23 protein-coding genes and 2 pseudogenes are annotated in these 25,996 nt (G+C 62.8%); 11 read left to right on the top strand and 14 right to left on the bottom strand.

Going from position 1 to position 25,996, the window contains the following annotated elements; translation table 11 throughout:
• Positions 1–8 precede the first annotated feature (8 nt).
• The 4 genes from VHN57_RS26385 to VHN57_RS26370 all read right to left on the bottom strand — a co-directional run bounded on the left by VHN57_RS26385 (position 9) and on the right by VHN57_RS26370 (position 5,930).
• Positions 9–3,176: an outer membrane beta-barrel protein gene (locus VHN57_RS26385; RefSeq protein ID WP_202968884.1), complete on the bottom strand. Its 3,168-nt coding sequence runs from the start codon at positions 3,174–3,176 to the stop codon at positions 9–11.
• A gap of 143 nt (positions 3,177–3,319) precedes the next feature.
• On the bottom strand, positions 3,320–4,330 hold the full coding sequence (locus VHN57_RS26380; protein WP_125999163.1) for a FecR family protein: 1,011 nt from the start codon (positions 4,328–4,330) through the stop codon (positions 3,320–3,322).
• The gene (locus tag VHN57_RS26375; protein ID WP_423286458.1) at positions 4,299–4,835 is read right to left on the bottom strand and encodes an RNA polymerase sigma factor; all 537 of its coding nucleotides are present in this window, start codon (positions 4,833–4,835) and stop codon (positions 4,299–4,301) included. The genes VHN57_RS26380 and VHN57_RS26375 overlap by 32 nt, the downstream gene beginning before the upstream one ends.
• A 570-nt stretch (positions 4,836–5,405) precedes the next feature.
• Positions 5,406–5,930: a GNAT family N-acetyltransferase gene (locus tag VHN57_RS26370; RefSeq protein WP_423286538.1), complete on the bottom strand. Its 525-nt coding sequence runs from the start codon at positions 5,928–5,930 to the stop codon at positions 5,406–5,408.
• 274 nt (positions 5,931–6,204) lie between these two features.
• Here VHN57_RS26370 and VHN57_RS26365 point away from each other — a divergent pair, with 274 nt between their 5' ends.
• Positions 6,205–6,732, top strand: coding sequence for a LysR family transcriptional regulator (locus VHN57_RS26365; RefSeq protein ID WP_037522378.1), 528 nt, complete (start codon positions 6,205–6,207; stop codon positions 6,730–6,732).
• Here the strand turns inward: VHN57_RS26365 and VHN57_RS26360 are convergent.
• Complete coding sequence (locus VHN57_RS26360; protein ID WP_412458749.1) at positions 6,695–7,027, bottom strand: LysR substrate-binding domain-containing protein; 333 nt, start codon at positions 7,025–7,027, stop codon at positions 6,695–6,697. The two genes, VHN57_RS26365 and VHN57_RS26360, sit on opposite strands and share 38 nt — an antisense overlap.
• 12 nt (positions 7,028–7,039) lie before the next feature.
• A pseudogene (locus tag VHN57_RS26355) lies at positions 7,040–7,123 on the bottom strand (helix-turn-helix domain-containing protein); the annotation flags it as partial.
• 554 nt (positions 7,124–7,677) lie between these two features.
• On the opposite strand from VHN57_RS26355, the gene VHN57_RS26350 reads away from it, so the two are divergent.
• Together VHN57_RS26350 and VHN57_RS26345 are read left to right on the top strand one after the other, a co-directional pair.
• A complete protein-coding gene (locus VHN57_RS26350) occupies positions 7,678–7,923 on the top strand; it encodes a BrnT family toxin (RefSeq protein WP_017502885.1) in 246 nt (81 codons plus the stop codon).
• Positions 7,920–8,207, top strand: a complete 288-nt coding sequence (locus tag VHN57_RS26345; protein WP_017502886.1) for a BrnA antitoxin family protein — start codon at positions 7,920–7,922, stop codon at positions 8,205–8,207. The genes VHN57_RS26350 and VHN57_RS26345 overlap by 4 nt, the downstream gene beginning before the upstream one ends.
• A gap of 97 nt (positions 8,208–8,304) precedes the next feature.
• On the opposite strand, the gene VHN57_RS26340 is transcribed toward VHN57_RS26345, so the two are convergent.
• Entirely contained in the window at positions 8,305–9,534 is a 1,230-nt protein-coding gene (locus VHN57_RS26340) for a Fic family protein (protein ID WP_026109546.1), read from the bottom strand.
• A 73-nt stretch (positions 9,535–9,607) separates the two neighbouring features.
• On the opposite strand from VHN57_RS26340, the gene VHN57_RS26335 reads away from it, so the two are divergent.
• Positions 9,608–9,925 (top strand): hypothetical protein, encoded by a 318-nt coding sequence (locus tag VHN57_RS26335; RefSeq protein WP_080727349.1) that lies wholly within the window; start codon positions 9,608–9,610, stop codon positions 9,923–9,925.
• A 117-nt stretch (positions 9,926–10,042) separates the two neighbouring features.
• Here the strand turns inward: VHN57_RS26335 and VHN57_RS26330 are convergent.
• Positions 10,043–10,234, bottom strand: a pseudogene (locus VHN57_RS26330) (hypothetical protein); the annotation flags it as partial.
• A 129-nt stretch (positions 10,235–10,363) separates the two neighbouring features.
• On the opposite strand from VHN57_RS26330, the gene VHN57_RS26325 reads away from it, so the two are divergent.
• Together VHN57_RS26325 and VHN57_RS26320 are read left to right on the top strand one after the other, a co-directional pair.
• Positions 10,364–10,567, top strand: coding sequence for a hypothetical protein (locus VHN57_RS26325; RefSeq protein WP_017502892.1), 204 nt, complete (start codon positions 10,364–10,366; stop codon positions 10,565–10,567).
• Positions 10,568–10,885: 318 nt separating this feature from the next.
• Positions 10,886–11,506, top strand: a complete 621-nt coding sequence (locus tag VHN57_RS26320; RefSeq protein WP_125999161.1) for a hypothetical protein — start codon at positions 10,886–10,888, stop codon at positions 11,504–11,506.
• Positions 11,507–11,760: 254 nt separating this feature from the next.
• On the opposite strand, the gene VHN57_RS26315 is transcribed toward VHN57_RS26320, so the two are convergent.
• Genes VHN57_RS26315 through VHN57_RS26300 form a run of 4 tightly spaced genes read right to left on the bottom strand, consistent with a single transcriptional unit; the run spans position 11,761 to position 16,515 of the window.
• On the bottom strand, positions 11,761–12,618 hold the full coding sequence (locus VHN57_RS26315) for a glucosamine kinase nucleotide-binding domain-containing protein (protein WP_017502894.1): 858 nt from the start codon (positions 12,616–12,618) through the stop codon (positions 11,761–11,763).
• Positions 12,615–14,312, bottom strand: a complete 1,698-nt coding sequence (gene dld, locus VHN57_RS26310) for a D-lactate dehydrogenase (protein ID WP_069337484.1) — start codon at positions 14,310–14,312, stop codon at positions 12,615–12,617. The genes VHN57_RS26315 and dld overlap by 4 nt, the downstream gene beginning before the upstream one ends.
• Positions 14,309–15,460: an N-acetylglucosamine-6-phosphate deacetylase gene (gene nagA, locus VHN57_RS26305; RefSeq protein ID WP_069337485.1), complete on the bottom strand. Its 1,152-nt coding sequence runs from the start codon at positions 15,458–15,460 to the stop codon at positions 14,309–14,311. Before nagA ends, dld begins: the two co-directional genes overlap by 4 nt.
• Positions 15,457–16,515 (bottom strand): SIS domain-containing protein, encoded by a 1,059-nt coding sequence (locus VHN57_RS26300; RefSeq protein WP_069337486.1) that lies wholly within the window; start codon positions 16,513–16,515, stop codon positions 15,457–15,459. The genes nagA and VHN57_RS26300 overlap by 4 nt, the downstream gene beginning before the upstream one ends.
• Before the next feature lie 172 nt (positions 16,516–16,687).
• On the opposite strand from VHN57_RS26300, the gene VHN57_RS26295 reads away from it, so the two are divergent.
• The 4 genes from VHN57_RS26295 to VHN57_RS26280 are packed head-to-tail and all read left to right on the top strand — an operon-like array spanning position 16,688 to position 20,835.
• Positions 16,688–17,578 carry an N-acetylmuramic acid 6-phosphate etherase gene (locus VHN57_RS26295; protein WP_125999159.1) on the top strand — a complete coding sequence of 297 codons (891 nt, stop codon included), beginning with the start codon at positions 16,688–16,690 and terminating at the stop codon, positions 17,576–17,578.
• A 6-nt stretch (positions 17,579–17,584) separates the two neighbouring features.
• Positions 17,585–18,316, top strand: a complete 732-nt coding sequence (locus tag VHN57_RS26290; protein WP_017502154.1) for a GntR family transcriptional regulator — start codon at positions 17,585–17,587, stop codon at positions 18,314–18,316.
• Entirely contained in the window at positions 18,317–19,810 is a 1,494-nt protein-coding gene (locus tag VHN57_RS26285) for an MFS transporter (RefSeq protein WP_063976950.1), read from the top strand. It begins immediately after the preceding gene.
• An 8-nt stretch (positions 19,811–19,818) separates the two neighbouring features.
• Positions 19,819–20,835 (top strand): serine hydrolase domain-containing protein, encoded by a 1,017-nt coding sequence (locus VHN57_RS26280; RefSeq protein WP_017502152.1) that lies wholly within the window; start codon positions 19,819–19,821, stop codon positions 20,833–20,835.
• Here VHN57_RS26280 and VHN57_RS26275 read toward each other — a convergent pair.
• Positions 20,832–21,965 carry a serine hydrolase domain-containing protein gene (locus tag VHN57_RS26275; RefSeq protein WP_051035781.1) on the bottom strand — a complete coding sequence of 378 codons (1,134 nt, stop codon included), beginning with the start codon at positions 21,963–21,965 and terminating at the stop codon, positions 20,832–20,834. The genes VHN57_RS26280 and VHN57_RS26275 overlap by 4 nt on opposite strands.
• Before the next feature lie 190 nt (positions 21,966–22,155).
• Between VHN57_RS26275 and dacB the strand changes: the two genes are divergently transcribed.
• Positions 22,156–23,598, top strand: coding sequence for a D-alanyl-D-alanine carboxypeptidase/D-alanyl-D-alanine endopeptidase (gene dacB, locus VHN57_RS26270; protein ID WP_234792400.1), 1,443 nt, complete (start codon positions 22,156–22,158; stop codon positions 23,596–23,598).
• Between the two features lie 3 nt (positions 23,599–23,601).
• Here the strand turns inward: dacB and VHN57_RS26265 are convergent, their stop codons facing one another.
• Entirely contained in the window at positions 23,602–25,986 is a 2,385-nt protein-coding gene (locus tag VHN57_RS26265) for a penicillin acylase family protein (RefSeq protein WP_327197082.1), read from the bottom strand.
• Positions 25,987–25,996 lie beyond the last annotated feature (10 nt).

Here is a 25,996-nt window from a genome sequence, read left to right as displayed (position 1 = left end):
GGGGAGGATCAGAAGCTGCCCTTGATGCCGATGTTCCACATCGAGCCGTAGATGCTGTACTGGCGCACCCGGCTTTCGAGGTTGGAATAGATGACGTCGGGCGCATTGAAGATATTGCGGCCGGCGACGTTCAGCTCGAAATTGGGGCTCAGCTTGTAGCTGAAGCTCACATTCCAGAGCTGGCGATCGGTATGATAAAGGACGCCATTGTTGGCGGTGGTCGGCGTGGCGCTCAATGCACTCACCCGATATCGCGACTGCCAGTTGCCCGTCAGCTGGAAGTCGAACGGCCCATAGCTGTAGCGTAGGCCCCAGTTGGCCGATTTTTCCGGCGTGTTCACACGCTCGGCATCGGGGAAGAGACGGGTGAAGGAACCGCGCAGACCCAGCCCCTTGAGGATGCCCGGCAGAAAGGTCAGCTGCTGGTCATATTCGAAGATGAGCCCCTCATTGGTGCTGGTCCCCGGCAGATTCTGCGCGCTTCGGAATGTGTAGCCGGCATACTCATCAGGATCGAAGCCGACGGCGGCGGGATCGACCTCGATTCCGGTGACCTGCATGTCCTTCATGTCGAGGCGATAATAGGACAGGCCGATGATGCCCGACGGCTCCAGATAATATTGAAGGCTGGCGAAATATTTGGTCGAATGTTCGGGCTTTAGCAGGGGATTGGGTACATTGACGATCTGTGTATCGTCATTGACCGACACCACGCCGCCCAGATTGCCATAGTCGGGCCTCAGGATCGACTGGCTGAAGGCGATCTGGCCGATCAGACGGCGGCTGAAATCATATTTCATGCCCCCGCTCAGGAACCAGTCGTCATATTCGCCATGGCGGGTTGAATAGGTACCGCCATTATATTGGTAGAGCAGCCCCTCGATCGTGTTGGTCTTGTAGCCTGCCGCCTCGACCTCGCTGGTCGGACGGATATTGGCGACCAGCGCGCCAGTCCTGGTCTTCTCGTAGCGCAGGCCGAGGTCAAAGGTCGCCTTGCCAACGCGCGCCTCCGCCTCGACATAGGCGGCGTAGATATCTTCCTTGACCCGCTTGTTGTTGTCGAGGTCGCGCTTCAGATTGCCGACCGTATCGGCAACGAAATATTCCGGATGCGCCTTGTAGATGTCGTACATCGCGTAATTATTGTCGGCGCGCCAATTCTGGTCGTTGAGGTTACCGGCGTTGAAGCCGATGATCTCGAACTGGTAGCGATTGGTCCAGGGAATGACCGCGGCCGGGTCCTTTTGGCTCAGATCGCCGTTCGGGCCGACATATTGGAACTGGTCATAAGACCCCTCATTTGTGCGCCAGTCATTCACCCGCGCGCCGGCCCCCGCCATCAGCGTCAGCGGCACGTCGCCGACGAACAGCTTGCGCTTGATGTCCAGATTGCCGCCATACATTTCATTGCGGGCGTCCGATTCAGCCGTGCGGATATTGTTGCCGATGTCGTCGTCGCGGTTGAAGCTGGTCGGGTCGCTCCAGGACCGACCGGCAGTCTGCTGCAGCGTCCAGGCATTCGAGCTATCCGACTCCCGGTCTAGCGTAAAGCCGATCCGCGTCAGCCAGCTGTCGGTGCGCTGGAAGAAGCCTTTGGAATTGTCACGAAAATTGAATTCCGAGCTGGAATAGCTGCCGCGCAGCGCGACTTCCCAATCGTCATTCTTATATTCGAGCTTGGGTGCCAGCAGCATTGCCGGGGTGCCGGCATAGCGATGCGAATATTGGGTGTGCAGCCGCGTGTTGGTGCCATTGGGATTGACGACGATATGGGTACCGGTCGAATCCGGCGTGGCATAGGATTTGGTCGAAGTGCCGAAAATCAGATAGGTATATTGGTTGAAATATTCGACCTCGTAGAGGGAATAGCTGCCCCGCAACGACAGCGCGAGTTCGTCGGAGAATTTATAGTCGACCGATAGGTTGGCGGCGGTGCGGCTGGTCTTCTTCGGGCCAGGACGCCACATGACCTGATAGGGGATGACCCGGCCATCGGCGAGATAGGACCAGTCGGTCTGGACGCGATCCTGCTGGACATAATTGGCATTGTAGCTTGCGCTCAGCGCGACGCCGAGCCGCCCCTCCAGAAACACGTCGCCATAGTTGAGGCTGGCCGACGGATAGATGCGGGCATGCTTGTCATTGTCGGGCAAATAGATTTCGCCGATCCCGGCATCCGAGGTGCCGACCCCGCCGACCTGGAAGCGCAGTTGGCGCTTCTTCAGCTGAAACGCATATTTGCTGCGCAGGTTGATCGCGCCGCCAGGCGCGTCGGCATCCATGCGGGCGGTCAGCGTATTGTTCAGCTCGATCGACTCGATGCCGGTGATCGACATCTGCTCGAAACTGTTTTGACGGCCATTATTGTTGTTGGACGTCGCCGTCGCCATGCGGGCGCCGTCGGTGGTGAAGGTCGAATATTTGGGGTCGAGACCACCAATGCGGACCGCCGTGGCATCAACCTCGGTATAGTCGAGCGAGATGCCCGGCATCTGCTTCATGAATTCGCCGACATCGCCCATGGTCAGCAGGCCGTAATTGTCGGCGGCCACCACGGTCTTGGCATTGGTGGCAGCGCGGCGTTCCATGATCGCGGCCGCCTGCCCCTCCCGCCGGGCGGTGACGGTGATGGCCGAGCCGTCGTCGGCGGAAGAGCCCGCAAAGGTCGGTGCGCGCAACGCCACGTCCAGCGTCGCGACTTCACGCGGGCTGACAGTGGCGATCAGTCTTTCGGTCTGGAGGCCGGTATATTTGACGACGATCGTCGCTTCACCGGCCGGAATGTTGGACAAACGAAATTCGCCATTATCCTCCGAATAGACGGTGATCGGCGTGCCTTCGACGCGAATTTCCGCGTTGCGCAGATATTCGCCGGTGACCGTGTTGAACACACGGCCGCGCACCATGCCATTGCCAACGCTGGCTTCCGGGCGCGCCGAGCGCAGGGTGATGACATTGCCGTCGTCCGATCCAACCCGCAGCGGCGTGTCTGCGATCAGGCGGCGCAACGCTTCGCGCACGTCCATCCGCCCCTTGATTGCGGGCGTGTTGATGCCGGCCAGATCACGGGCCGGGGCTACGATCTGCACTTGTGCCTGTCGGGCCAGTTCGGGAATGGCACGGACGGCGGGCTGGGCGGGTATGTCGAAGAGTCGTTCCTGCGCATGGGCCGGCACGGCGACGGCAAACGCAACGACAGAAGCCCCACAAGTGAGGAGAGAATGACGCGAATACATTAGCTGGTAGCCCCCTGCTGGCCGCGCTCTGCACGGCGTTCGACCCTAAGAGGTGGGAGGCCGGCAGTTCCGCTAATACGGGGTCAATTTTTTTTCGACTGCGCTGTGCGGCTCAGGATGAGGTCATGGTCCTGCCGGACCAGGCGAGCATCGAAGATGGTCGAAATGGCGCGACTGAAGCCAGCGGGATCATTGGCTGTAAACAGACCCGTTACAGGTTCGCGCGCCAGTGCCGCGTCCGGTATAAGGATGCGGGTTTCGCTGTAACGGGCAAAGGCATTGGCCGCCTGCTGCAAGGTCTCGCCCTCGAAGGCCAGTTTCCCGTCGCGCCAGGCCAGCTCCCGGTTGATGCGCTCGGGCGAGATCGGTTCGGGCCGTTCCGCGACGAACAGGCTGGTTGCCGCATTGGCCATGACCATGTGGGTATTGCCAGCCAGGGCAACGACCTGACCGCTCATGGGATTGACCGCAGGCAGTTCGACCAGTCCCTGATGCACCAGTATGTCGACAGGCGCCTTGGCCAGCTTGCGGACGCGAAAGCCGGCCTGCGCTGTGCGCAATCGGCGACCGCCGACCTCGACAATGAATGGGCGCCGCTCGTCGCGTGCGACCGAGAAATAGACTTCGCCATCCAGTAGCGAGACCAGACGTTCCTTTTCACCATAGAGGATCCGGATGCGGCTGTCAGTATTCAGCAGCGCGGTCGACCCGTCCTCCAGCGGCACCAGCCGCATCTCGCCGCGACCGGTGCGGATTTCCGCACCCGATGCTGGCATGCCGACGGTCAATGCCGCCATGCCCGCCATGGCGGCCAGCGCACCACCGCCGATGCCGAGCAAATGTCGTCGCGACAGGCCGCGCTGTTTTGTTGGCTCGAACAGACGAGGGTCGAAATCTGGGCCCAGCGCCTGCGCGGACTCACTCATCAACGACAATGCCTGGGCACGCAGCAGGGCACCCTTATGGCGCGGATCGGCGGCCAGCCATTGCTTGAGTTCGGCATCCTGCGCCGCAGACAGCGCGCCACGATCCAGCCGCGCCGCCCAATCGGACGCGGTTTGGTCAATGCTGCGACTGTCTTCTTGTCCGGCCATCAACTGCGCGCGTCTCCGTTGTCACATCCCTAGAGGTTTGGGGCAGCGTCTTTCCACCACGACCGAACCAGTCAATCAAAAATCGGATGCCGCGCGAAATATGCGTCTCGACCGTATTTTCCGATATACCCATCTGCGCGGCGATTGCGCGCTGAGGCAGGCCCTCGACCCGGCGCAGGATGAACGCCTCACGCGTCTTGAGCGGCATGGCCGCGATCGCGCAGGCCAGCTGGCGCAATTCATCCCGGTCGATCGCCGTCTGCTCAGGTGATGCGGTATCGTCAGGATGGTCCAGATGGTCAAGATTGTCGACCGCGTGGATGGGAACGATCCGCGCACGACGGACATGGCGGGTTACCACAGACCGGGCTACCTGGAACAGATAGGCCTGGGGAAAGGCGATGGTGTCCACCCGATCCATCTCCGCGAAGATGCTGTAGGACTCCTGAATGATATCGTCGGGTTCCAGTCCGCCCAATGGCCGACGCGCCAGCCAGCCGCGCAAAGCAGGCTCATGCGGCAAGATATTACGCAGCAGCCAGCGCGCTCTTTCCCTGTCCGTTCCGCTCATCCCAGTTCCGCGACCGTTTATTATGACGAAGTGTCGATTCTGGGGGTGGCTAGAGGGGAAATGTGACAAACAGACTGCGGGATCGACATCTTCAAAACGCGCGACCCATCTTTTCGAGGGCGGTGCGTTCAAACTGCCAGCATGCTTGGGTGCCCCCTTTCAGCTTACACTGCGGGAGAAGCACGGCCTTAATCGAATCTAACAAGCAGACCGTCAACACTTGGCGATTGAAAATCGACCTCCGAACGGCAGCAATGGGTCGACAGCCGGGATGAATACTACGCGCCCATCCAAGCCATTCGCCCGCAAAATTACTATGCTTGGAAACGGACCGTCAATTTTTAAGGACAAATCCCTCCCCGGGTGCCCGGCTGTCTGTCCGGTACGCGCTCGACCAGTTCGACACGACAATGCGCAGCAAAGCACATCACGACGCTGGCGACAGCCGCAGCCACACCTCATGATCTTGTGGGAACACCGGGCGCAGAATCAAGGCCTGCCCCTTCACGCCTCGTTACCCTGGAACTCTTCGAGGCGACGGCCCTGACCGCCTTCGTCATCAAAGTTGGCAGGGTCGAGCCACGCCTGCAACCCTGCCGACACGCCGGGCCACTCGGTATCGGTAATCGCGAACCAGGCAGTGTCACGGTTCTCGCCCTTCACCACCATATGCTGACGGAAAACGCCCTCGAAGATGAACCCGAAACGCAGCGCCGCGCGCTTCGATGGTTGATTGCGATCGTCGCACTTCCATTCGAGCCGACGATAGCCGAGTTGATCAAAGGCGTAAGACGCGAACAGATAGAAGGCTTCCGTTGCTGCGCGTGTGCGGGCCAGCGCCGGCCCCCACAATATGTTGCCGATTTCGATGACGCCGTGAGTGGTGTCGATCCGCATCAAGGATTGTCGACCTTCCGCGCGTCCGGTTGCTTTGTCGACCACGGCAAAGAACAGGGGATCGGTGGAAGCGGCAGATCGCTCGATCCAGTCCGCAAACTCCTTCTCGTCGATGGGCGGTTGATCGAACAGATAACGAAACCGTTCTTCCGCCCCGCTTCAAGCGCCGACCGGAGCAGATCCTTGCTATGCTTCGGTTCCAGCGGTTCAAGCCGTGCATAACGCCCGTCGAGAGCGACACTACGAGGACGTGGTGCGCCGTTCCAATCAGCCATACTCATATCGCTCTCCGCATCAGACGGGAGATACCCGTGTTGTTCGCCATAAAGTTCGTTGCCTACCGTGACCGAGCACTACGATCCAATCGACTGTTGGACGGTCTTATAAATCCAATTTATCAAGAGCCATGTCTCGGAATCATCCCCCATTGCTCGCAATCAGGGCGTTCGAAGCGATCTCTCGCTGCGGTACGTTCACTGCGGCGGCTCATGAGTTGGGGACCACGCAGGCCGCGATCAGCAATCAGATCAAGGTGCTGGAGGGGCGCCTGGGATTGCGGCTCTTTGAGCGTCATGGCCGACGGGCCATGTTGACAGATGACGCCCGGCGCGTAGCCGCTCGTCTCTGCAAGGCATTCGATGAGATCGAAGCGGCTTTCACGGAGCTGCGTGAAAGTGAAGAGGCGGTGTTGCGGATCACGGCCAGCAACACCTTCACCGAACGCCTGCTGGCGCGCCACATCGACAGCTTTCAGGCAGTGCACCCCGAACTTGAAATTCGACTCAATGTCGGCAACCGCTACGTCGACTTCGGCACCGAGCAAGTCGACGTGGCGATCCGCTGGGGTGGAGGCGTGTGGCCTGGCTTAGCATCCGATCACCTGCTTAAACTCGACTTTACGCCAATGTGCGCGCCAAGGATTGGGTTTCCGTGAACAGATGCCGCGCATGGGCAACGGATACATCCGGCTTGAACCCATGGATGATGAGGTCGAGCTTACCGGTCGCCAGTCTTTTGAACATATCGTCGGTGTAGCCGGATATTTCGACCTGACATCCCGGCGCGGTCTTGCCGATCGATGGCAGTATGGGAAAAAGGACCGACAGCATGCCATAGTCCGTCGCAGCGATGGAAAATCGGCGTTCCAGTGTTGCTGGATCGAAATCCGCGGGTTGCAACACAGCCGCCGTTATCGCCATCCACTCTTCGAGAGGTTTGGCTAATTCCATGCCGCGTTGAGTCAGCGCCATGCCTCGACTGGTCCGGACCAGAAGCGGATCGGATAGAAGCTTACGCAGCTCACTCAAAGCTCGGCTGACTGTCGGCTGGCTTAGCCCCGGCGCATGGCTGTCCGACTGACACTCTGCGTCTGAAGTAAAACAGAAAGAGTTGGCAACAAATTGATATCAAACGCCTTCATTGCTGACTCCGGCTTTGCGAATAAGCCGCGTTAGCGCTGAAAGGTTGGTGTTTCAATGGAGCGGAAGGGTGGCTGTACTGCACTATGTTCGACTTAAAATTGGAAACGGCATTTTCCACAATCATCCGCTCACGCCTGCTTGCCTTCTTGCTGCCGCTTCTGGCATCGAGTTATGGAAAGCAGACGGACCGCTCCTGGGACCCCAAATTTGGCGTCTGAGCGCCCGCAAAGGGGCGGGCGCAGAAGTGCCTCTACGTGCCGGCCGCGAGCGTGGCCGCCAGTCACCAAATTCGCCGTTCCATGTATGATCCGGTCAAAATGAGCCTACGGTCCGCTTTCCCCTCTGGAGCACGTTCGCCTGCGGCGCCCGGCGGATTCGAAGATCGATCACGACACCAACGGCATTTTGTAGTAACGATAAGCGATTGACTGCTAATCAAATCGTAACTACAAAATGCTATGATCATCGTATGGGATGAGCCGAAGCGGCAAGCGAACCTCGTCAAGCACGGGATCGACTTTGCCGATGTGGGCGAAGGGTTCTTCCTCTCCGCCCTGGTCATGCCTGCGAAGGATGGACGCTTTGCCGCCATCGGTGAGATGAACGGTAAGATCACGGTGATTTTCGCTGTGCTGGGCACCGAAGGCGTCTCGATCATCTCGGCCCGCCCGGCCAGCATTACGGAACGGAGGCTCTTGCCATGACCTACCCGAAAAACGCCGCTCTCGGTTACACCAAGGCCGATATGGATGCGGTCAGCAATAATCCTGAATGGACTGCTGAGGATTTCGCCAGGGCCAAGCCTTTCGCTGAGGCCTTCCCGGATCTCGCAAAGTCGATTCGTGCACGCGGTCCGCAGAAAGCCCCGAAAAAGGTTAGTACCACACTGCGCCTTTCGCCCGAGGTGATCGAGCATTTCAAATCCGGCGGCCCGGGTTGGCAGTCACGGATCGATGCAGCACTCAAGGATTGGGTGGCTGCACACTGAGGCCGACAGCGCCCATCCGCCCGGAAGGGCGAAGACAAGCTGCCGGACCGCTCCTGGAGAGCTGAGCACGACCGCTCACGTCGGTATAGGGTCGCTGTCAGGCGAAGAGCTTTGGGAAAAGCGTATCCTGGGTGTCACTCGAGAAACGAAGTGATACCGGCCCCTTCGGGGTATCGGACGCCAGCAGTCCAGCGTCGGTGAGTTCCTTTAGGACGCGTCGCGCGCTGCGCTCGGGCAGACCCGTAAGGCGCGGAGCTGCACCCCGCTCGAATTCTCCTCGAATAAGGGCTTCCTGGAGTAACCAGTTACTCTCCGGAGACAAGCCATCTGTGATCAACACATGGCGCTCAAGCCGCTTCGATAGGGTGTCGAGTTCGAAGACGCCCGACATGTAGCTGATTTGATCGAGACAGACTTTGAGAAACCACTCAGCAAATCCCACCAGATGCGCTTCGGAAAGGTTTCCCCGGCCATCGCGATCTCCCTGGCGCGGTGCATCGGCTAAGGCCATGTATTTGCGATATTCTGTCCGGCCAGCATCTCCGGGCTCCAGCCCGCGCGCAAGCCCTCGAGATACCGACCATAGCCCGTGCGCGCCGATCCCTGCCTTGAGCGCCATGGCGTGGCTCATCAACCGACTAACCCGGCCATTGCCATCGGGAAAGGGGTGAATCCAATTGAACCGGTGGTGTGCTGTTGCCAGTGCCAGTATACGCTTTGCTTTCCCGGCTCCCACTGCGGTCAAGCGCATTCCATCCTTGGGTTCAAAGGCAAACCGCGAGAAGAAATAGCTCATGAAATCGGCCACTCTGGCCGACGATGGCGGAGTGTGGCGGCCGATCTGGACATCGTGCTCGGCCCTTGATCGCCATTCGCCCGGCGTCATGACAAAGCTTCGCTCCCCACCGCGCACGGTGAGCATGTCGATCGAGGCATCCGCGTAGAAATCGCGGTGCAGTTGCAGGATAAAATTTGGGTCGGCAGGATCGGGAAGTTCGCCATGAATGGCAGCGCGATCGATGGCTTCCTGTACGCGGTAATGCGCGGCAGCTTCGGCCATGAGATCTCGTTGATCGTCATCGCGTTCGCCGGCCAACGCGCGCTCGATATCCCGTGGACGGGTGCGGTGCCCCTCGATGAGGTTACTGTAGTAGGTGTTCATCACTCGCACGAGGCTGGCTAGATGGAGTGCGGTCTGCGGATGAAGTGCTCGCCCGAGACCTTCGGCCCTGGCTGCTATTTCGACGACGAGATCCGGCAAATCACCGGCCGGTGCATCGATCCGTGCAGGCTCGATCTGTGTGGGGGATTCGACGTTCACTGCCACAGTTTTGGCCGATCCTTCTAGCCGGTTCTCTTATGCTCACATTAGCCCAAGAATAGCCGTTTTCCCAGCCTTTATGCTTTACTTTCAGCACTGCCTGATGGGCTATGGAGTGGCAATTTGGCCGGTCATTTGGCCGATCTTCTTGCCAAAGTTCGCCCTCCGTCGCGGCACCCCGTTCCGACAGGCCTACGCTTCGGTTGCACTTGACGCCCATTTCGCAACAGTAGGCAGCCGTGCCGATATCGTCCGAAGCGCCATGGCCCCCAATCCGCATGATGCCACCAACAAGCCGCTGGAGCGAGGTCCCAGCGATCTTTCCGACCACGGCTTGGACATCATTCCGGGTCAGCCGACCCAGGGCATCAAGGTGAAGACGCGGGATTTTCGTTAAATGGCGGCAGGAGCTGCTGCAATCGAGCCGCCATTTCCATCGGCGACACGCAGCACGGGATAAGGATCATCGCCAAGCAGTATGCCGATGAGCTCGCGCCGCGTGCCGCGTGGCATGTCATTTGCGCCTTGCGGGCTTGCACGCGGATCGGGCCTCGGCCCCGTTCTGGTCCTGATTTTCGAACACCCAGTTGAGATAGGCGGCGATGCGGATAACCTTGCGGTTCGAACGCGGTGGGATGACCGGCAAAATGTTGCTCAGGAGCAGGTTCTCGCGGAAGCGGTCGCCATCATAGCCTTTGTCGGCAAGCAAGGCGCCCCACATGCCGAGCGCGGCATTTTTCGGGAAATTTCTGCTCCTGTGAGGCATTCGCACCTCCTGGGCTCGAAGTCGCTAGACGGGCGTCCGACACATTTTCGACGAGGGGGGAATTCCATCATGCCCAGCACCCGATTGACCAGGCTCAAGCGCCTGCGTCTCAAACTCGACATCGACCGGCCCGCCGCGCATGCGGGTGAAAGCAGGGTGTCTCACACCTCCCGCGTCGCCCAGCCGACCGCCAGCGCGCCCGACAGCCAATCGCGCCCGTCAAGGCTGAGCCTCCGCCGTGCCGCAATGGCGCGCGGTGGCGCGCGTCGCTGACCGCCCTCCGTCCCGCAGGCTTGATGCCATGGGCACGCACGCGCCGATGCTCCGCCTCTCCCGTCCGCCAGGGAACAGCCACAAGCCCCCGCCTCCGCGCATTCGCCAGGCCCCGGCGCGGGTAGCGGAAGAATCCGCGGCGTCCACGCGCATTCATCGCATTGTCCATGATCTGTTGGGGATTTTGTCATAGGCCGCGCCGCGATGATGTGCGAATCGCTCATGCCGCGCCTTTTCCGGACCATCCTCCCTCTCCTGTGCATGATCGCATGCATGGTGATGATGGCACTTGGATGGTCCTCCCCCGCCGCCGCGGAAATGCTGCGGATCGGCCATCCTTTATGCCATGCCGTGAGCCAGGCGGTGGCGCAGGGCGATCGCGCGCCTTCCCCCTTCGCCTGTCGCGGCGCGCCTCTAGGATATCAGAAGGGAACACTCTGGCTTCGCGCGACGCTGCCCGCTCGCGCAGGGGAGCCCGACGACCTGTCGCTGATCGTCCACAGCTCGCGTTTCGATCGTCTCGGCGTCGCATTCACCTTTGCCGATGGCGCGGTGGAGCGCCAGCATGTGCGCAGCGGTGATTTCGGGCCCCATTGGCGGGCCGGCGGACAGCTTGCCTTTCGCGCGCCGCGCTGCGACGCCGCGCTCACGGCCGTGACCCTGCGGTTCGACAAGGTGGCGAGTGCGCGCCTGCTGCGCATCAGGCTCGTCGGCGAGGCGCAGAAAGCACCCAGACGGCCGCGCTTCATCATCACGCCCGGCCAGACTGGCGACGTTACCCAAGCGCCGGCCCTGCTGCACGGGCAGGAAGGCGGCGTCGTGCTCGCCGACAAAGCTTATGACAGCAATGCTTTACGGACAATCATCGCGAAAATGGGCCCGAAGCGGTCATACCTTCAAACCGCTGCCGTAAGGTCGCCATCCCGCATGACACGCTGATCTACAAACACCGCAATCGTATCGAACGATGCTTCGGCAGGCTCAAACACTTCCGCCGCTTCGCAACACGCTACGATCGCCGCACCATCCACTTCGCCGGCTTCACAAACCGCGACGCCGCCACGATCTGGTTACTCTGAATGTCGATCCGCGCCAGGATTGTCAGCGGGCAGGCGGATTGAAGTGCGGCAAGTGCCCTGAATGTTCTGCGCATAATCGACCCTAACCCCAAAATTGTGAAACCAAGAAATGCATCACAAATAGCTGGCAAAGAGCAATGCACCGTCCAGCGGATCGCCCAACTTAGGGCTCAACCGCCCCACCGTTCGCGCCCGCAGCCAAGGCTGCATGCGATCGGCCAATCCGCCGACCAGCGTGCAGCGGCTAGCTCCGCGTTCAAAAATTGTCTCGATGAACCGTTCGATATGCTGGACCGCATCCTCGACGATCGAACGAGCAATGGCATCATCCGCTTCAGCGTAGTCCATCACCAGAGGCGCAAAACTGCCGTAGTCCTTAGGCGTAGCCTTATCCATCCAGCCGATCGCCTTCGTTGTGTCATGATCGAACCGCTCTGTTACCGCTCGGCTCAGAGGAGTGGCCTGTGATCGCCCGTCCAATGCGCGCAGAGCATGGCGCATTGCGCTCAAGCCCAGTGCAGCGCCGCTGCCCTCATCTGATATAGGGAAACCATAGCCACCGATGGTAAAGTCCCGGCCACCTGCGCGCACCTGCGCGATACTCCCCGTTCCTAAAATAAGGATTGCCCCATCTGCGCCGCCATGCGCCCCTAAGTTGGCGATGAAGGCGTCCGTCCCATAATTGACTGAGGCAAAGGGAAAGGCGAACCTCTCCAGCGCGTCGCGCACACCCGGTCGAGAAATGCCGGCAATGCCCATGCCCGCACGGATCGTTTCTACCTGCATCGAAGAAAGTCCCGCTTCAGCGATCGCTTGATTGGATACCGCGCACAATGTCGTATAGAGCGCTTCCAGGCCGATCCGAGCATTGGCCGTTCCGCCCTGTCCTGTGCCGATCACATTGCCTTCACTGTCGATCAGCCGCGCACGGCAATTACTGCCACCCGCATCGATGCCCAAAAAATAGCTCATGATGGAACTTCCTTTTGCTGTTCGCCCCAATGGCGCGCCCGCACTGTCTGGCCGATGCCGGGATTGCACTGGTTGCGCGGGTCGATCTGGCGATAGAAATCCGCAAGATCGGGCTTTGCCTTGTAGAGATGGCCAACATTATGTTCGGCTGGATATTCCGCACCGCGCTCATCGAGCAGCGCCCAGATGCGATGCTCGAAAGCCAGCAGGTCTACGCCTTTACGAACGATATAATCCTGATGGAACACATGGCACATAAAATGGCCATAATAGAGGCTATGGATGCTCTGCGCCGCCAGATCCGGCGGCAATTTCTCCTGCCATTCCGGTATATTGCGCGGCAAAGCTACGTCCAGTGGCACGATATCCTCGACTTCGCGAGCATGCACTGCGCGATAACGCACCGCCGCCCCCGCCGCGACGAAGCGATGCAGGAACGCCTTGGCCGCCAGCGCTGGGCTACACTCAAAATACCCCCCCTCGCCGGCGGCAAATAGATCGGTGAGTAAAGCGCGGGTATCCGCAACCGCCGCCAACGGCATCTTGAGCAGCAGATGATGCTCGAACCTATTGCGCCAGGCGCGCATCTCAGGCGGCAGATGATCGGGCAGCATCCGGCCGATACGCTGCATTATCCGGTCGCTAAACCCCGCCCCGACAAGGGGAAGCGCATCAACCCGTGATTTCAATGCAAACAACCGGGGCAGCCGGTCCGTCCCCAGCCGCTCGATCGCGATGAACATGTCCTTGCCATAACCATCGGCAATGTCGAACGCGTCGCGGTGCATATATTCGCCCGCCACCGGCAGAAGGCTGAATTCACCCAATATGGTGCGCCGTATCGCCGTCAACTGTGCGGGATCATTGGTCCCGATATAGAAGGTGGTGGCGCCTTCTTCCTTCACGAAACTGTCCAGCCGCACGGCAAAGACGATGATCTTGCCGGCGCTGCCCGCAGCTTCATACAGGCATCGACTGTCGGCATTGAATCGAGCGGGCGTCGCGCTGTCGATATCGCGCACATGGCCGGCATAACCACAGTCATGCGCCCATCGATCCGCCGCCGCATCGACATCGTCGGGCCGGAAGTCGCCACTCTCCAGCCGCCGCAGCATCTCTTCGGGATCATCGCCCAGCGCCACGCCCAGATGATTGACCAGCCGCAACGCCCCGTCCGCGCCGATCTGGCCATAGAGACTGAGCTGCGTATAGGCAGGCCCGCGCTGCACCAGCGATCCGCCCGAATTATTGCACACGCCTCCCACCACCGACGCGCCGAAGCAGGAGGAGCCGATCACCGAATGCGGCTCTCGCCCCAGCGGCGCCAGCGCCTTTTCCAGCGCATAAAGCGTCGTACCGGGCAGGCAGACGACTTGCGCACCATTGCGGATAAGATGCAGCCCGTTGATCCGCGTTGTGCTGATGATCACGCAGCCGCCGGGATAACCATCGCCATTGGGCGTCGATCCGCCGGTCAGCCCGGTATTGGACGCCTGCATAATGATCGACACATCTGCCGCCACACAGGCCTGCGCCACTCGCCACTGCTCGACCAGACTGCCCGGCCGCACTACTGCCAGCGCAGCGCCCGATCCGGTACGATAGCCATGGCGATAGCGCGCGGTCGCCTGTGAGCCAGTCAGCACATGGCGCGCGCCCACGATCGCGCGCAGCCGGGGCAGCAGGCCCCTCATTCGCTGCTCTCCTCCATCTCCCCATTGATCCAGGTCCGCCGCACCTGCCGGTCGCAGTCCATGTGAACAAGATCCGCGCACAGCCCAGGCGCTATCGCGCCTTTGCGATCCTCCAGCCGCAAAAAGCGCGCCGGATTGCCGCTCGCCATGCGCGACGCTTCAACCATGGAACAGCCCATCATGTCTATCGCGTTGCGAAACGCCTGCGCCATATTGAGCGCCGATCCCGCCAGCGTTCCGTCCGGCCCGCGGCATATGCCATCCACGACATGGATAGACTGTCCCATCAGGGTGAAGCTACGCTGCGCACCTCCCACCGGCGGCATCGCGTCCGTCACCAACATCGCACCCTCTAGTCCGCGCGCAGCAATTGCCACACGCAGGGTCGCTGGATGCACATGTACTCCATCGACGATCAGGCCGAAATGGCTGCTCCGATCCAGCAATGCGGCCGCCACCATGCCCGGCTCCCTGCTTCCCATCTGCGTCATCGCGTTGAACAGATGGGTGAAGCCGTTCAAGCCTTCGCTTAGCGCCGCGACCGTCTGGTCATAATCAGCCAGGCTATGCCCCGCCGCGACCAGAACCCCCGCATCACGCAACGCCCGGATAGCCCCCGACGGTGCCAGTTCCGGCGCCAGCGTCACGATCCGCCGCCCGATCGTCGGCCGCGTCAGCCGCTCCAGCACCTTGGGATCGATGGCGGTGAATTTGGCGGCGTCATGAATGCCTTTCTTCACCGGGTTGAGGTGCGGCCCCTCGATATGCAGGCCCAGGACGCCGGGCACGCCCTGCACGAGCGCAGCTTCTCCTGCCGCGATTACCGCATCGACCACATCCGCATCATCGCTGATCAACGTCGGCAACAGACCCGTCGTCCCGAACCGCCGATGCGCGCTCGCAATCGCGCGGATGCCCTCCACATCAGGCTGATCATTCAACAGTATGTTGCCGCCGCCATTGACCTGCGTGTCGATAAAGCCGGGTAGCAGCCATCCGCCCTCCAGCGCTACCGTATCATATCCTGCTGGCACCGCGTCCCGCGCCACGATGCCAAGGATATGCCCGCCTTCAAGCAGCAGCGCGCCATCATCGGCAATCCCATCCGGCTGCACGATCGCTGCACCGACAAGCGCCTGCCCGTTCATAGCGTCCGCGTCACCTTAGCCAGATGCGGCGGCGCGTCGGGATTATACCCGCGCGCCAGCGACAGCGCATTGGCGAGGCCATAGAAGCTCTGTATTTGCGCGATCGCATTCAGCACCGGATGCACATCCCATTGCCCCGGCAACGCCAGCGTCGCCGCCGCCACATCATCAGGATGGCCCACCGCAATCACCTGCGCCCCACGCGCCCGGAAATCCTCCAGCCGTTCGCGCAGCCCGGCCCGCGCCGCATCGATCGGTCCCAGCGCCAACACCGGATCACCCTCGCCGATCAACGTCATGGGCCCATGCGCCACCTCCGCAATGCTGAACGCCTCGGCATGCAGGCTCGACGTTTCCTTGAACTTCAGCGCCGCTTCCCCCGCGATCGGCAGGGTCAGGCCGCGCCCCAGCACCAGCATATTGCCTGGCTCTTTCAGCAACGGCACAGCCCCGGTCCAGTCGGCCGCAACCGCCGCCTCCAGCACATCGCCGACAGACGCCAAAGCCGCCAGCAACGCCTTGTCCTCGCTCCATTCCGCCCCCAGGTGCGCCAACGCGACCAACGTACCGATGAAGCTCTTGGTCGCCGCCACGCTGGTTTCCGGGCCAGCATGGATGGGAATGCAGATATCCGCCAACTCCGCCAGCGGCGACGCATCATCATTGACGATGGTGACCACCAGCGCGCCCTGCCGCTGCGCATCCACCGCTGCGGCGATCAGGTCCGGGCTGCGCCCCGACTGCGAAATGGCAATCAGCGGCACGCCTTTGAAGCGCGGCGACGTCGCCTTGTACAACGAGCCAATCGATGGCGCATGACTCAATGTCGGCAAGCCCGCCCGCGTTTCCAGCAGCACCTTGGCAAAGGCCGCCGCCTGATCCGAACTGCCCCGCGCCAGCGTTGCGGCAAAGGGCGGCGCCAGCACGCGCAGCCGCTGCCCAACCTCCCGCATCAGACCGGCATTGCGCGCAATCTGCGCCGCACAGCGTTCCGGCGCTTCAGCCGCCTCACGCGCCATCAGCGTGGTACGGCTCTTATCCTGTATCGCGATCATGCCGAAACAATACCAAATGAACGAAAAAAGGCAATTGGATTTATTTTGGTTGCATCGAAATGCAACAAGGACAATACCACATGCCAGAAGCGCCGCTTGCACACATACTGCCTGCTGCGCATGAAGTTGAACCGATTAAAGCCGGGCGTCAACGACCGGCCACGGAGTGTCCATGAGTACCGAAACCATCGATCCGCGCTATGTCGACATCGACCAATGGCCGACCATTCGCGCGGTCGAAGCGATGCTGGAAGGGCAGATGGCCGCCATCGCGGCCATCGGATCGCAGGCGAAGGCCATCGCACTGGCCTCCGAAGCCGCCGCCGCGCGCCTCGGCACGCAGGGGCGACTGGTCTATGTCGGCGCCGGCACCTCCGGCCGCATCGCGGTACAGGATGGCGTCGAACTTTATCCCACTTATAACTGGCCGCAAGAACGCCTCTTATTCCTAATGGCGGGTGGCCTAGCAGCGCTCACCGAAGCGGCCGAAGGGGCGGAGGATGATGCGGACGCAGCCCGCGCCGAAATCGCCGATGCCGCCGTCGGCCCGCAGGATGTGGTGATCGGTGTCGCCGCCAGCGGACGCACCCCCTACACGCTCGCCGCCATCGCTGCCGCTCGAGAGGCTGGCGCGCTGACCATTGCCGTCGCCAACAATTGCGATACCGCTCTGCCCGCCGCCGCCGACCACGGGCTAGTCCCGGAAACCGGCACCGAAATCGTCGCCGGCTCCACCCGGATGAAGGCGGGCACCGCGCAAAAGGCGACGCTCAACATCCTGTCCACCGCAATCATGCTGCGCATGGGCCTCGTCTATCGCGGCCGTATGGTCAACATGCGCATTTCCAACGAAAAGCTGCGCTTGCGTGGAGAGGCCATGGTGCGCGACATTGCCGATGTGGACATGGCCGCCGCATCGCGCGCACTCGATGCAGCGGGACAGGACATCAAGCAGGCGGTGCTTGTTGCCATGGGGGTAGCAACGCACGAAGCGCACCGTCTTCTTGAAATCCACGGCCAGAATCTGCCGGACGCGATGCGCGCCGCGCAAGGGGGGGAATAGGGGGACATGCGGGAAAAACTGGTCGCACGGGGGGAAGACGGGACGCCGCTCTACCTGCAACTGGCGCGCAATCTGCGCGATCATATCGAAAGCGGCGGGATCATACCGGGCAACGCCCTGCCGTCCGAACGCGACCTCAGCGAAATGGCCGGCATTTCGCGCGTCACCGTGCGCAAAGCGATCGAACAGCTGATCGAGGAAGGCGTGCTGTTCCGCAAGCAGGGTTCCGGCACCTTCGTCGCCCGCCGGATCGAAACGCCCGCCTCCGTCCTGTCCAGTTTCACCCATGATGCCCTGTCACGCGGCGAAGATCCCGGCGTCATCTGGATGATGAAAAGCTATGCCCAGCCGACCGAGGAAGAGGCCGCCGCGCTTTCTATTTCCCCGTCCGCCCGCGTCGCCCGCCTTGGCCGCGTGCGCCTATCGGGCGGCGAGCCGCTGGCGATCGAACATGCCATCGTTCCGGCCGATTGCCTGCCCGACCTCACGACCATCGGCGACTCCCTCTATGAGGCGATGGGCCGGGCCGGTTTCCGTCCTACCTCCGGCACGCAGCGCGTCCGCGCCTCGCTCGCCACGCCGACCGAAGCCGGCCTGCTCTGTGTCCGCCAGAATAGCGAAGTGCTGCGTATCGAACGCATCACCCGCATCCCCGGTGGCCGGGCGGTCGAATTCACCCGCTCCGTCTATCGCGGCGACCGCTATGACTTTGTGACTGAACTCAAGGAAATCGGCTGAATGACAGCATCGATCGCCGCCGATCTGACCGAAGGCCCCACGCCAGAGCGCCCGCCGCTCCGCACGCTGGGCCTCTATCTCCTCCTCGGTTTTTCCGCCGGCCTGCCCTTCTACATGTTCAATGCGGTGCTGACGCTGCGGCTCGCGCGGCATGGCATCGACATCGTCATCATCGGCTTCTTTGCGTGGATCGCGCTGCTGCCGACCTTCAAATTCGTCTGGGCGCCTTTGCTGGATCGCTACAGCGTACCCGGCTTCTCCCATTTCTGGGGCAGGCGGCGCGGCTGGATCATGCTGTCGCAACTCGGCATCTTCTTCTCCATGGTCGCCATGGCCTTCACCTCCAGCGACCAGAGCCTGCCGCTTACAGCGCTCTTCGCGATCCTGCTCGCCTTCTGGACGACCACGTTGGAAGTCGCGGCCGATGGCTGGCGCATCGAACTGGCGCCCACACAGGCGCAGCAGGGGCCGATCGTCGCCGCAAACCTGTGGGGCTATCGCAGCGCCATGGTCGCGGCGGGCAGCGGCGCGGTGCTTGTCGCCGCCTGGGCCGACTGGACCTGGGCCTATCTCGCCATCGCCATCGCCGCCTTCCTACCCTTCCCCATTCTCGCCGCCATGCGCCCGGAACAGGAAAAGACGAAAGGCCGCACCGGCGCTCTAATCAGCGGCACCCTCGTTAGCCTCGTCATCCTCGCCGTCACCGGCGCGGCCACCGCGCTGATCGGCTGGGTACTACTCTCTGCCGTGCAGAGCGCGGGCTTCTCCGCCCAAACCAATGTTACGCCGATCGTGCTGGCAGTCGCGCTGCTGCCCTTCGTCGCGCTCGCCATCGCCCTGCCGCGCATCCGCCGCCTGCCGGCCGATGCGCCGGCGAAAATGCCCGGCTTCATCGCCCCCTATGTCGAGATTTTCTGGCGCTATGGCTATGCCGTGCTGCCGGTGCTGGCCTTCGTCTCCTTCTACCGTATGGGCGACGTGCTGACACTCACCCTCTCGCATCCGCTGTGGAATGCGGCGGGCTACAGCCTGGAACAGATCAGCATGGCTGACGGCGTCGTCGCCCTCACCTGTTCCATGGCCGGCGTGGCGCTGGGCGGCCTGTGCGCCGCGCGCCTGCCGATGACGGTCGCGCTTATCATCGGCGCCTGCGCCTCGGCCATCGGCAACTGGGTGTTCGTCTGGCTCTGGTATGCCGAACCGTCCGCCTTCGTCCTGTATGTCGCGGCGGGCGTGGACCAGTTCGGCCATGGCCTGGAAGGCGCCGTCTTTGTCGTCTATCTCTCCATGCTGGTCAGCCCGCGCTATCCCGGCACCCAATATGCCTTCCTGTCGGGCTTCGCCTTCCTGCTGCCCCGCCTGATCGGCGGCGCGGCCGGCGCGATCCAGAAGCAGATCGGCTATGACGGCTTTTTCATCCTGTCGGGCGCGCTCAGCTTCGCCGCCATCTTCTTCCTGCCGATCGTCATGCGCGTTCGGGCCAGAACCGTTTAGGACCAATAATGATAGATGAAATCTGCGAAGCCGCCTTCGCCCCGGCGGTCGAAGCGGTCGCCAGTGGCCGCATCCCCGGCGCGACCCTTGGCATCGTCAGTGCCGACGGCAAAAGCGCAGTGCGCCTGGTCGGTTCAGCCGCCATCTTGCCCGAACGCGAAGCCCTGACCCGCCACCACTGGTTCGACCTCGCCTCCGTATCGAAGGTGATCGCCACCACCACCATGATCTTGCAACTGGCGGAGCAGGGCCGACTCGATCTCGACCGTCCTCTGACCGACGCCATTCCCGACCTGCGCCAATATGACGTCGCCAATGCAGCGGAACGCAAGCTGACCTTCCGTGATTGCCTCGCCCACCGCAGCTTCCTGCCCGCGGTTGAGCCGATCTACACCTATGGCGATGATCCCGCGCGGCTGCGCGCCTTCGTCCTCCAGCGCGAATGGCACCATGGCCCGCCAGTCTATTCCGACATCAATTTCATAATGCTCGGCATCGCGATCGAACGCATCACCGGTGCGCCGCTCAGCGACTGGCCGCTGGGCGATGGCCTGTCCTACGGCCCGCCCCCTGGCCCCGCCGTCGCGACCGAGGCATGCAGCTGGCGCGGACGGGTGCTCAAGGGCGAAGTGCATGACGAAAATGCCGCCGCACTGGGCGGCGCGCCGGGCCATGCCGGCCTGTTCGGCACGGTCGACGGCGTGCTGGGCTTTGCCAGAACGATGCTCGACGGCTCGATCCTATCCCCCGCGATGCTGGCCCAGACCCGCACCGCGCAACTGGGCCACCGCACTTGCGGCTGGGAACGCGCCTTTGCCAGCTGGTCAGGCGGCGACGCCTGTTCGACCGCAACGATCGGCCACACCGGCTTCACCGGCACGGGTCTATGGATCGATTTCGAGCGCGGCCTCGCCTGGACCCTGCTCACCAACCGCGTTCATCCCACCCGCCATGCCGACAGCGGCATCTTCACCCTGCGCCCTGCGGTGGGCGACGCGCTGATCGCGGCGTGGGATGCCGCTTAGGGGAGCTGCCCCTGCGCCAACCCTTCCTCGACCGGCGTATAGGCGCTGACCGCGCCACGCCCGGCCGGAACATCCGTCGCGAAATAGAGCACGCCTGTACCGCGCTTCGGATCGATCCACAGTCCGGACTTCAGGCCATAGGCATCGCCGGCATGGCCGATACGCTGGCGGCCATCGCCGAACGGATCGTCGGCACAACCCTTGGCGGACGTCGCAAGGAAAGCAATCGCCAGACCATAGCGGCAGGTGAAACCGGTGTTCGTGTCACCCGTATCGGCTTCCCCGGTCACGCCATTGGCGGCATCGACGCCGCCATAGGTCCATAGCGGCGTCATCAGTTGCGTCATGCTCTGCGCGCTCAGCAGGCGCCGGCCATCGACCACGCCACGCCCCAGAAACAGGCGGCCCACCGTCGCCAGTCCGCGCGCCGAAATCCGTAGACCGCCCTGCGGAGAGAAGATCGCGCCATTGCGCCCTGCAACCCAGGTCGACAGATCGCAACTGCCATCGCGGGCCGGCGTCACGGTGCAGTCTGGCTTCGCGCCCTTATTATCGTCCCGCACCGGCTGCCCGTCCTGATAGAGCACCACCGCCTGCGCAGCGCGGGCATCCGAACAAGTCGACCAGTTATAGCAGGCGTCCAGTTTCAGCGGCTTTAGCACCAGCCGATCCATCAATCGGTCGAACCGCTCCCCGGTCGCCCGCTCCATGACGGCAGCGACGACCGGAAAGTTGAGATTGGTATAGGCATACCAGTCGCCGGGCCCGTGGTGCGCATCCCATGCTTCCGCCTTGGCCAGGGTGGCGCGCATGTCCGCATTCAGCGGTAGTGCATAGCCGGCGCTGTCGACCAGCCCGGACCGGTGCGACAACAGCAGTCGCAGCGTGATCGGCCGATCGGGAAAGCCGGGGTGGCGCAGCCTGTAGCCCAGCCAGTCGGACACGTCCTGGTCCAGGTGCAGCTTGCCCGCCTCCACCAGCCGCATGACACCGATGGCAACAACCAGTTTGGAAATGGACGCAACCCGCACCGGATCATCAATGGTCAGCGCCCGCCCCGTCGCCTTGTCGGCTGGGCCGCTGACCTTGCTATCGGTCACGCCCGTGCGATCGAAGCTCACCCGAACCATCGCGACAGGCGGATGCACCGCAGGGACTGCAACAACGGGAGCGGAGGCGAGAGCTAGGACAAGAGACAGCATGCGCAAAAGGCTAGTCCGATCCCCGCCAGCACCGCAAGTCCGCCCCATTGCCGCAGGTTATGGCTTGCGCCGTGCACGCCCTATTCCCCTGCCCTGCCTGCTCTCTATGATCCACCTCATGCGTATCATCCTCCCCCTGCTCGCCCTCACCCTGCCACTGACCAGCCTTTCCGCCCAAAATGCGCCGCCGCCGCTCCTCAGCGCGGTCGAACAGCAGCTGGCGCAGGGGCCTGCCGGCACTCGCTACGGCCTGATGGTCGCCACGCTGGATGGCGAGCCGATCCTCGCCATCGCCCCGGACCAGCGCTTCATCCCAGCCTCCAATACCAAGATGTTCACCACCGCCACCGCCTATGCCGATCTGCCCGCGCTCGACGCCGCGGCACGGGGCACCGGCGTCCGCCTCGATCGGGGCGACGTCATTCTGGTCGGCCATGGCGACGCGCGCCTGTCCAGCGCGAACGGCTGCACGATCAACTGCCTCCAGACGCTGGCCGACGCGGTCGCCGCGAAGACACGCCATGTGCGCAACATCGTGGGCGACGATAGCTGGTTTCCCGACGAACGCTGGGGACCGGGGATGAGCTGGAACAATATCCAGTCACGCTATGGCACCGGCATTTCCGCGCTGACGCTGGACGATAATGAGGTGACGGCGTCGGTCGCGCCCGCCGCGATCGGCGCATCGCCAGCCGTCACCGCGCCGGCCTATTACGGCATCGACAACCGTATCATCACCGTCCTCGGCAAAAGCGAAGCGATCACGGCCGACCGCGCGCCCAACAGCCGCCTCATCCGCCTGACCGGCACGATCGGCGTGGAAGCGAGACCCGCCACGCTCCATTTCAGCATCGACGATCCGGCCCATTATGCCGCCTGGCGGCTGCGCGAGGCGCTCCTCGCACGCGGCGTGAGGGTCGATGGCGATATCCTCACCCGCCACCGCCCGCTTGCCCCCGCCGATGATCCTGCCATCCGCAAGGACGCGCCTGCCGCCCAACCGCCCTCGCCCGATATGCTTGCGCAACTCCCTGCTCTGCCGTTGGCGCAGGACATGCGCATCATCAACAAACAGAGCCAGAATCTCCACGCCGACCTGATGCTGCGCCGCGTGTCCCGCGCGCAGGCGAGCGGCTCGATCGCCGATGGGCAAGTCGCGCTTCACCGACTGATGGCGCAAGCCGGTCTGCCTGAAAGCAGCTACAGCTTCGCCGACGGATCGGGCATGTCATCCTATAACCGGATCACCCCGCGCGCCGCTGTCACCCTGCTCACATGGATCGCCCGCCAGCCCTGGGGCATGGCCTGGCGCGAGACGCTGCCGATCGCGGGACATGACGGCACGCTGCGCGGCCGCTTCAAGGGCACGCTGCTGGAAGGCAAGCTGTTCGCCAAGACCGGATCGCTCAACGCCGCGCGCGCCGTATCGGGCTATTTCATCACGAAAAGCGGCCGCACTTTGGTCTTCTCCGCCCTCGCCAACGACATGCCCGATGGCACTGACGGACAGGCCACCGCCGCCGTCGACCGCGCGCTGGTCGACATAGCGGCGGCGCTATAAGCCTTATGCTGGAATGATCTCCACCCGGTCCGCCGCATGCTGCTCCACTGCAGCGCGGCTGAACCACAGCGGCTGCATCTCGCCCGCCAGCCAGCGCGGGTAGAAATTGCGATAACGCGGCGATCGCGGGTCGGCCGACTGGCCGGGCAGCAGCAGGAAGCGGCTATTGTCCCATGCGCCGACATCCGCGACCAGCAGATAGCTGGCACCATGCGACACCTGATAGCCGCGCTTTGCATTGAAACCGCGCGCCATCGGCGTGAAGCCGTCGCCGCCTGACCGCCCACCCTCGATCTTCGGGAAAGCCGCTGCGACCCCCGGCAGCGACGACAGCGGATGGGCCAGCGTCACCCGATGCAGATCACCCCAGCGCCATTGCGCGGGATCGGCACCGCCCAGTTCCACCGCCTTATTCCACCCGGCGATCAGCGATCGTTCGATCAGCGCATCGCGTGCCAGATCCGGCACCGGCCCCAGCCGCGTGTCGGGCGCGGCCAGTATCCGCAGCATTTCGAACAGATTGACCGACGGAATATATTCCCGCGCCGCCGCCGGCACCACCAGATCGCGGAAGCCCGATTGCAGTTCGGGCATCACCATCTCATAGAGCAGGGCCGCGCCGCTATCCGCCTCCAGCCCGCAATCCCAGCGCTTCAGCAAGGCCGCCGCCGGCTGCGCTTCGGGCAACAGCTTGTCCGGCAGCAATTTCACTAGCGCCCGCGCCGGCAGCGACTGGACATCATGCTGCAGCGCGATGCTGTCCTCGATCCGATGCTTTGGCTGGCTGCGCAGCACTTCGGCAATGCGGTCATAGCGGAAAGGATCGCTCCAGTCGAAGCTGATGACCTTCTTGCCATAGGGATAATCGGCCGGGATATTAAGCTGATTGGCCGACGCGAACCAGCCTTCCTTCGGGTTATGGACAGACGGCATTTCCTCCACCGGCAAGATCCCGGTCCAGTCGAAATCACCGTCGCCCGGCGCCGGGAACAGCCCGTCATGCTTCGGGCGCATCGGCGTGAAGCCGATCGTCTGCCAGCCGGTATTGCCGTCTACATCGGCATAATGGAAATTGGTCGGCGAGGTATGGATCCTGAACGCCCGCCGCAGCGTCGGCCAGTCCTTGGCCAGGTTGATCGCGATGATGGCAAAGCGCATGTTCGCGCCCGGCAACATGCTGACCGTGGCAAAGGCACTGGCCCGCTGCTTTTTGGCATCCTGCGCCACGATCGGCCGGCCCTGCGCATAGCGCAGCGTCACCCGCTGCATCGGCCCATCCTTGACCGCGATCTCATCCTCGAACGTCTCGAACCGTTTCCACTGCCCCTTGTGCCAGTAACGCTCGGGATCATCCTTGTCGGTGCGCAGGATGAACAGGTCGGTCTGGTCGATATGGAAATTGGTGCGGCCAAAGGCGAAACGCTCGGTATGCCCCTGCATGATCCCCGGCAGGCCCGGCGCGCCTGCGCCGATCACGTCCAGCCCCGGCGCGGTCAGGTGGATCATATGGCGCGGGCTGTTACCACCAATGCCCAGATGCGGGTCATTCGCCAATATTGGCCGCCCGGTCGCACTGCGCGACGCGGCGATCGTCCAGGCGTTGCTGCCCTGCGCAAAGCGATCGGCGCGGCGTTCCGCCCGGTCGAGCGAGGCTTCCTGGATCGTGTCGAACGGCACTGGCCGGTTTGCCGGGTCCAGCACACCCAGATCCGCCTCGCTTACTGCCGAGCAGTCGAGCCCTTCCGGCACAGTGAATTGCCAGGCCGGGCGCAGCGGCGCCATCAGCGCGTCATGCGCCAGCAGCCCCTTGGCCTGCATCTGCGCGCGCCGCACCTCATCATCGGCGTCGCCCATGCCGATGCCCCGGTTCCGCACCAGATCGCGCACGTCCCAGCGCAACGGCGTCAGGTTCAATATGCCATATTCCAGCGGCATTTGCGCCGGGTTGGCCTCGAGTTCAGAAATCCGTGCATTGACGCCCGCGACATAGCCCTGCGCACATTCGAGCACGCCGGGCGGCAAGGTCGCCAGTTCCGCATCGATGTCACCGCGATACAGGAACAGCCGCGCCGCCTTGTCCGCCGCGACGAAGCGCGGCCCGAACGCTTCAGCCATCCGCCCCATGTCGCGCCGATAATCCATGTCGATCTGGAACAAGCGGTCGCGCGCCACCAGATAGCCCTGGCCGAAATAGGCATCGTGCAGCGACTGTGCCCGCACATGCGGCACGCCCATTTCATCCTCGACAATCTCGATCGGCGCCTTGGCACCCGCTATCTTGACCCGCAGCGGCTTTCCGCCCCGCACCATCGGTTTCGCCATCAACCCGCCCGGCAGGGCGAATGCCGCCACACCGGCCAGAAGGAACGCACGACGCTGGATCAACACATTCTCCTTG

The organism is Sphingobium salicis subsp. salicis (genome assembly GCF_049472635.1).
In the GTDB taxonomy this organism is placed as follows: Bacteria; Pseudomonadota; Alphaproteobacteria; order Sphingomonadales; family Sphingomonadaceae; genus Sphingobium; species Sphingobium yanoikuyae_A.
Note: the sequence above shows the minus strand (reverse complement) of the source record. Positions and strands in the feature narration are given on the sequence as shown.

Coding starts and splice junctions, on each gene's coding strand:
- VHN57_RS26380 (WP_125999163.1), bottom strand. CDS start 4,330: ATGGCCGGACAAGAAGACAGTCGCAGCATTGACCAAACCGCGTCCGAT.
- VHN57_RS26365 (WP_037522378.1), top strand. CDS start 6,205: ATGTCTCGGAATCATCCCCCATTGCTCGCAATCAGGGCGTTCGAAGCG.
- VHN57_RS26360 (WP_412458749.1), bottom strand. CDS start 7,027: ATGGAATTAGCCAAACCTCTCGAAGAGTGGATGGCGATAACGGCGGCT.
- VHN57_RS26350 (WP_017502885.1), top strand. CDS start 7,678: ATGATCATCGTATGGGATGAGCCGAAGCGGCAAGCGAACCTCGTCAAG.
- VHN57_RS26345 (WP_017502886.1), top strand. CDS start 7,920: ATGACCTACCCGAAAAACGCCGCTCTCGGTTACACCAAGGCCGATATG.
- VHN57_RS26335 (WP_080727349.1), top strand. CDS start 9,608: ATGCTTTACTTTCAGCACTGCCTGATGGGCTATGGAGTGGCAATTTGG.
- VHN57_RS26325 (WP_017502892.1), top strand. CDS start 10,364: ATGCCCAGCACCCGATTGACCAGGCTCAAGCGCCTGCGTCTCAAACTC.
- VHN57_RS26320 (WP_125999161.1), top strand. CDS start 10,886: ATGCTGCGGATCGGCCATCCTTTATGCCATGCCGTGAGCCAGGCGGTG.
- VHN57_RS26315 (WP_017502894.1), bottom strand. CDS start 12,618: ATGAGCTATTTTTTGGGCATCGATGCGGGTGGCAGTAATTGCCGTGCG.
- dld (WP_069337484.1), bottom strand. CDS start 14,312: ATGAGGGGCCTGCTGCCCCGGCTGCGCGCGATCGTGGGCGCGCGCCAT.
- nagA (WP_069337485.1), bottom strand. CDS start 15,460: ATGAACGGGCAGGCGCTTGTCGGTGCAGCGATCGTGCAGCCGGATGGG.
- VHN57_RS26300 (WP_069337486.1), bottom strand. CDS start 16,515: ATGATCGCGATACAGGATAAGAGCCGTACCACGCTGATGGCGCGTGAG.
- VHN57_RS26295 (WP_125999159.1), top strand. CDS start 16,688: ATGAGTACCGAAACCATCGATCCGCGCTATGTCGACATCGACCAATGG.
- VHN57_RS26290 (WP_017502154.1), top strand. CDS start 17,585: ATGCGGGAAAAACTGGTCGCACGGGGGGAAGACGGGACGCCGCTCTAC.
- VHN57_RS26285 (WP_063976950.1), top strand. CDS start 18,317: ATGACAGCATCGATCGCCGCCGATCTGACCGAAGGCCCCACGCCAGAG.
- VHN57_RS26280 (WP_017502152.1), top strand. CDS start 19,819: ATGATAGATGAAATCTGCGAAGCCGCCTTCGCCCCGGCGGTCGAAGCG.
- VHN57_RS26275 (WP_051035781.1), bottom strand. CDS start 21,965: ATGGTTCGGGTGAGCTTCGATCGCACGGGCGTGACCGATAGCAAGGTC.
- dacB (WP_234792400.1), top strand. CDS start 22,156: ATGCGTATCATCCTCCCCCTGCTCGCCCTCACCCTGCCACTGACCAGC.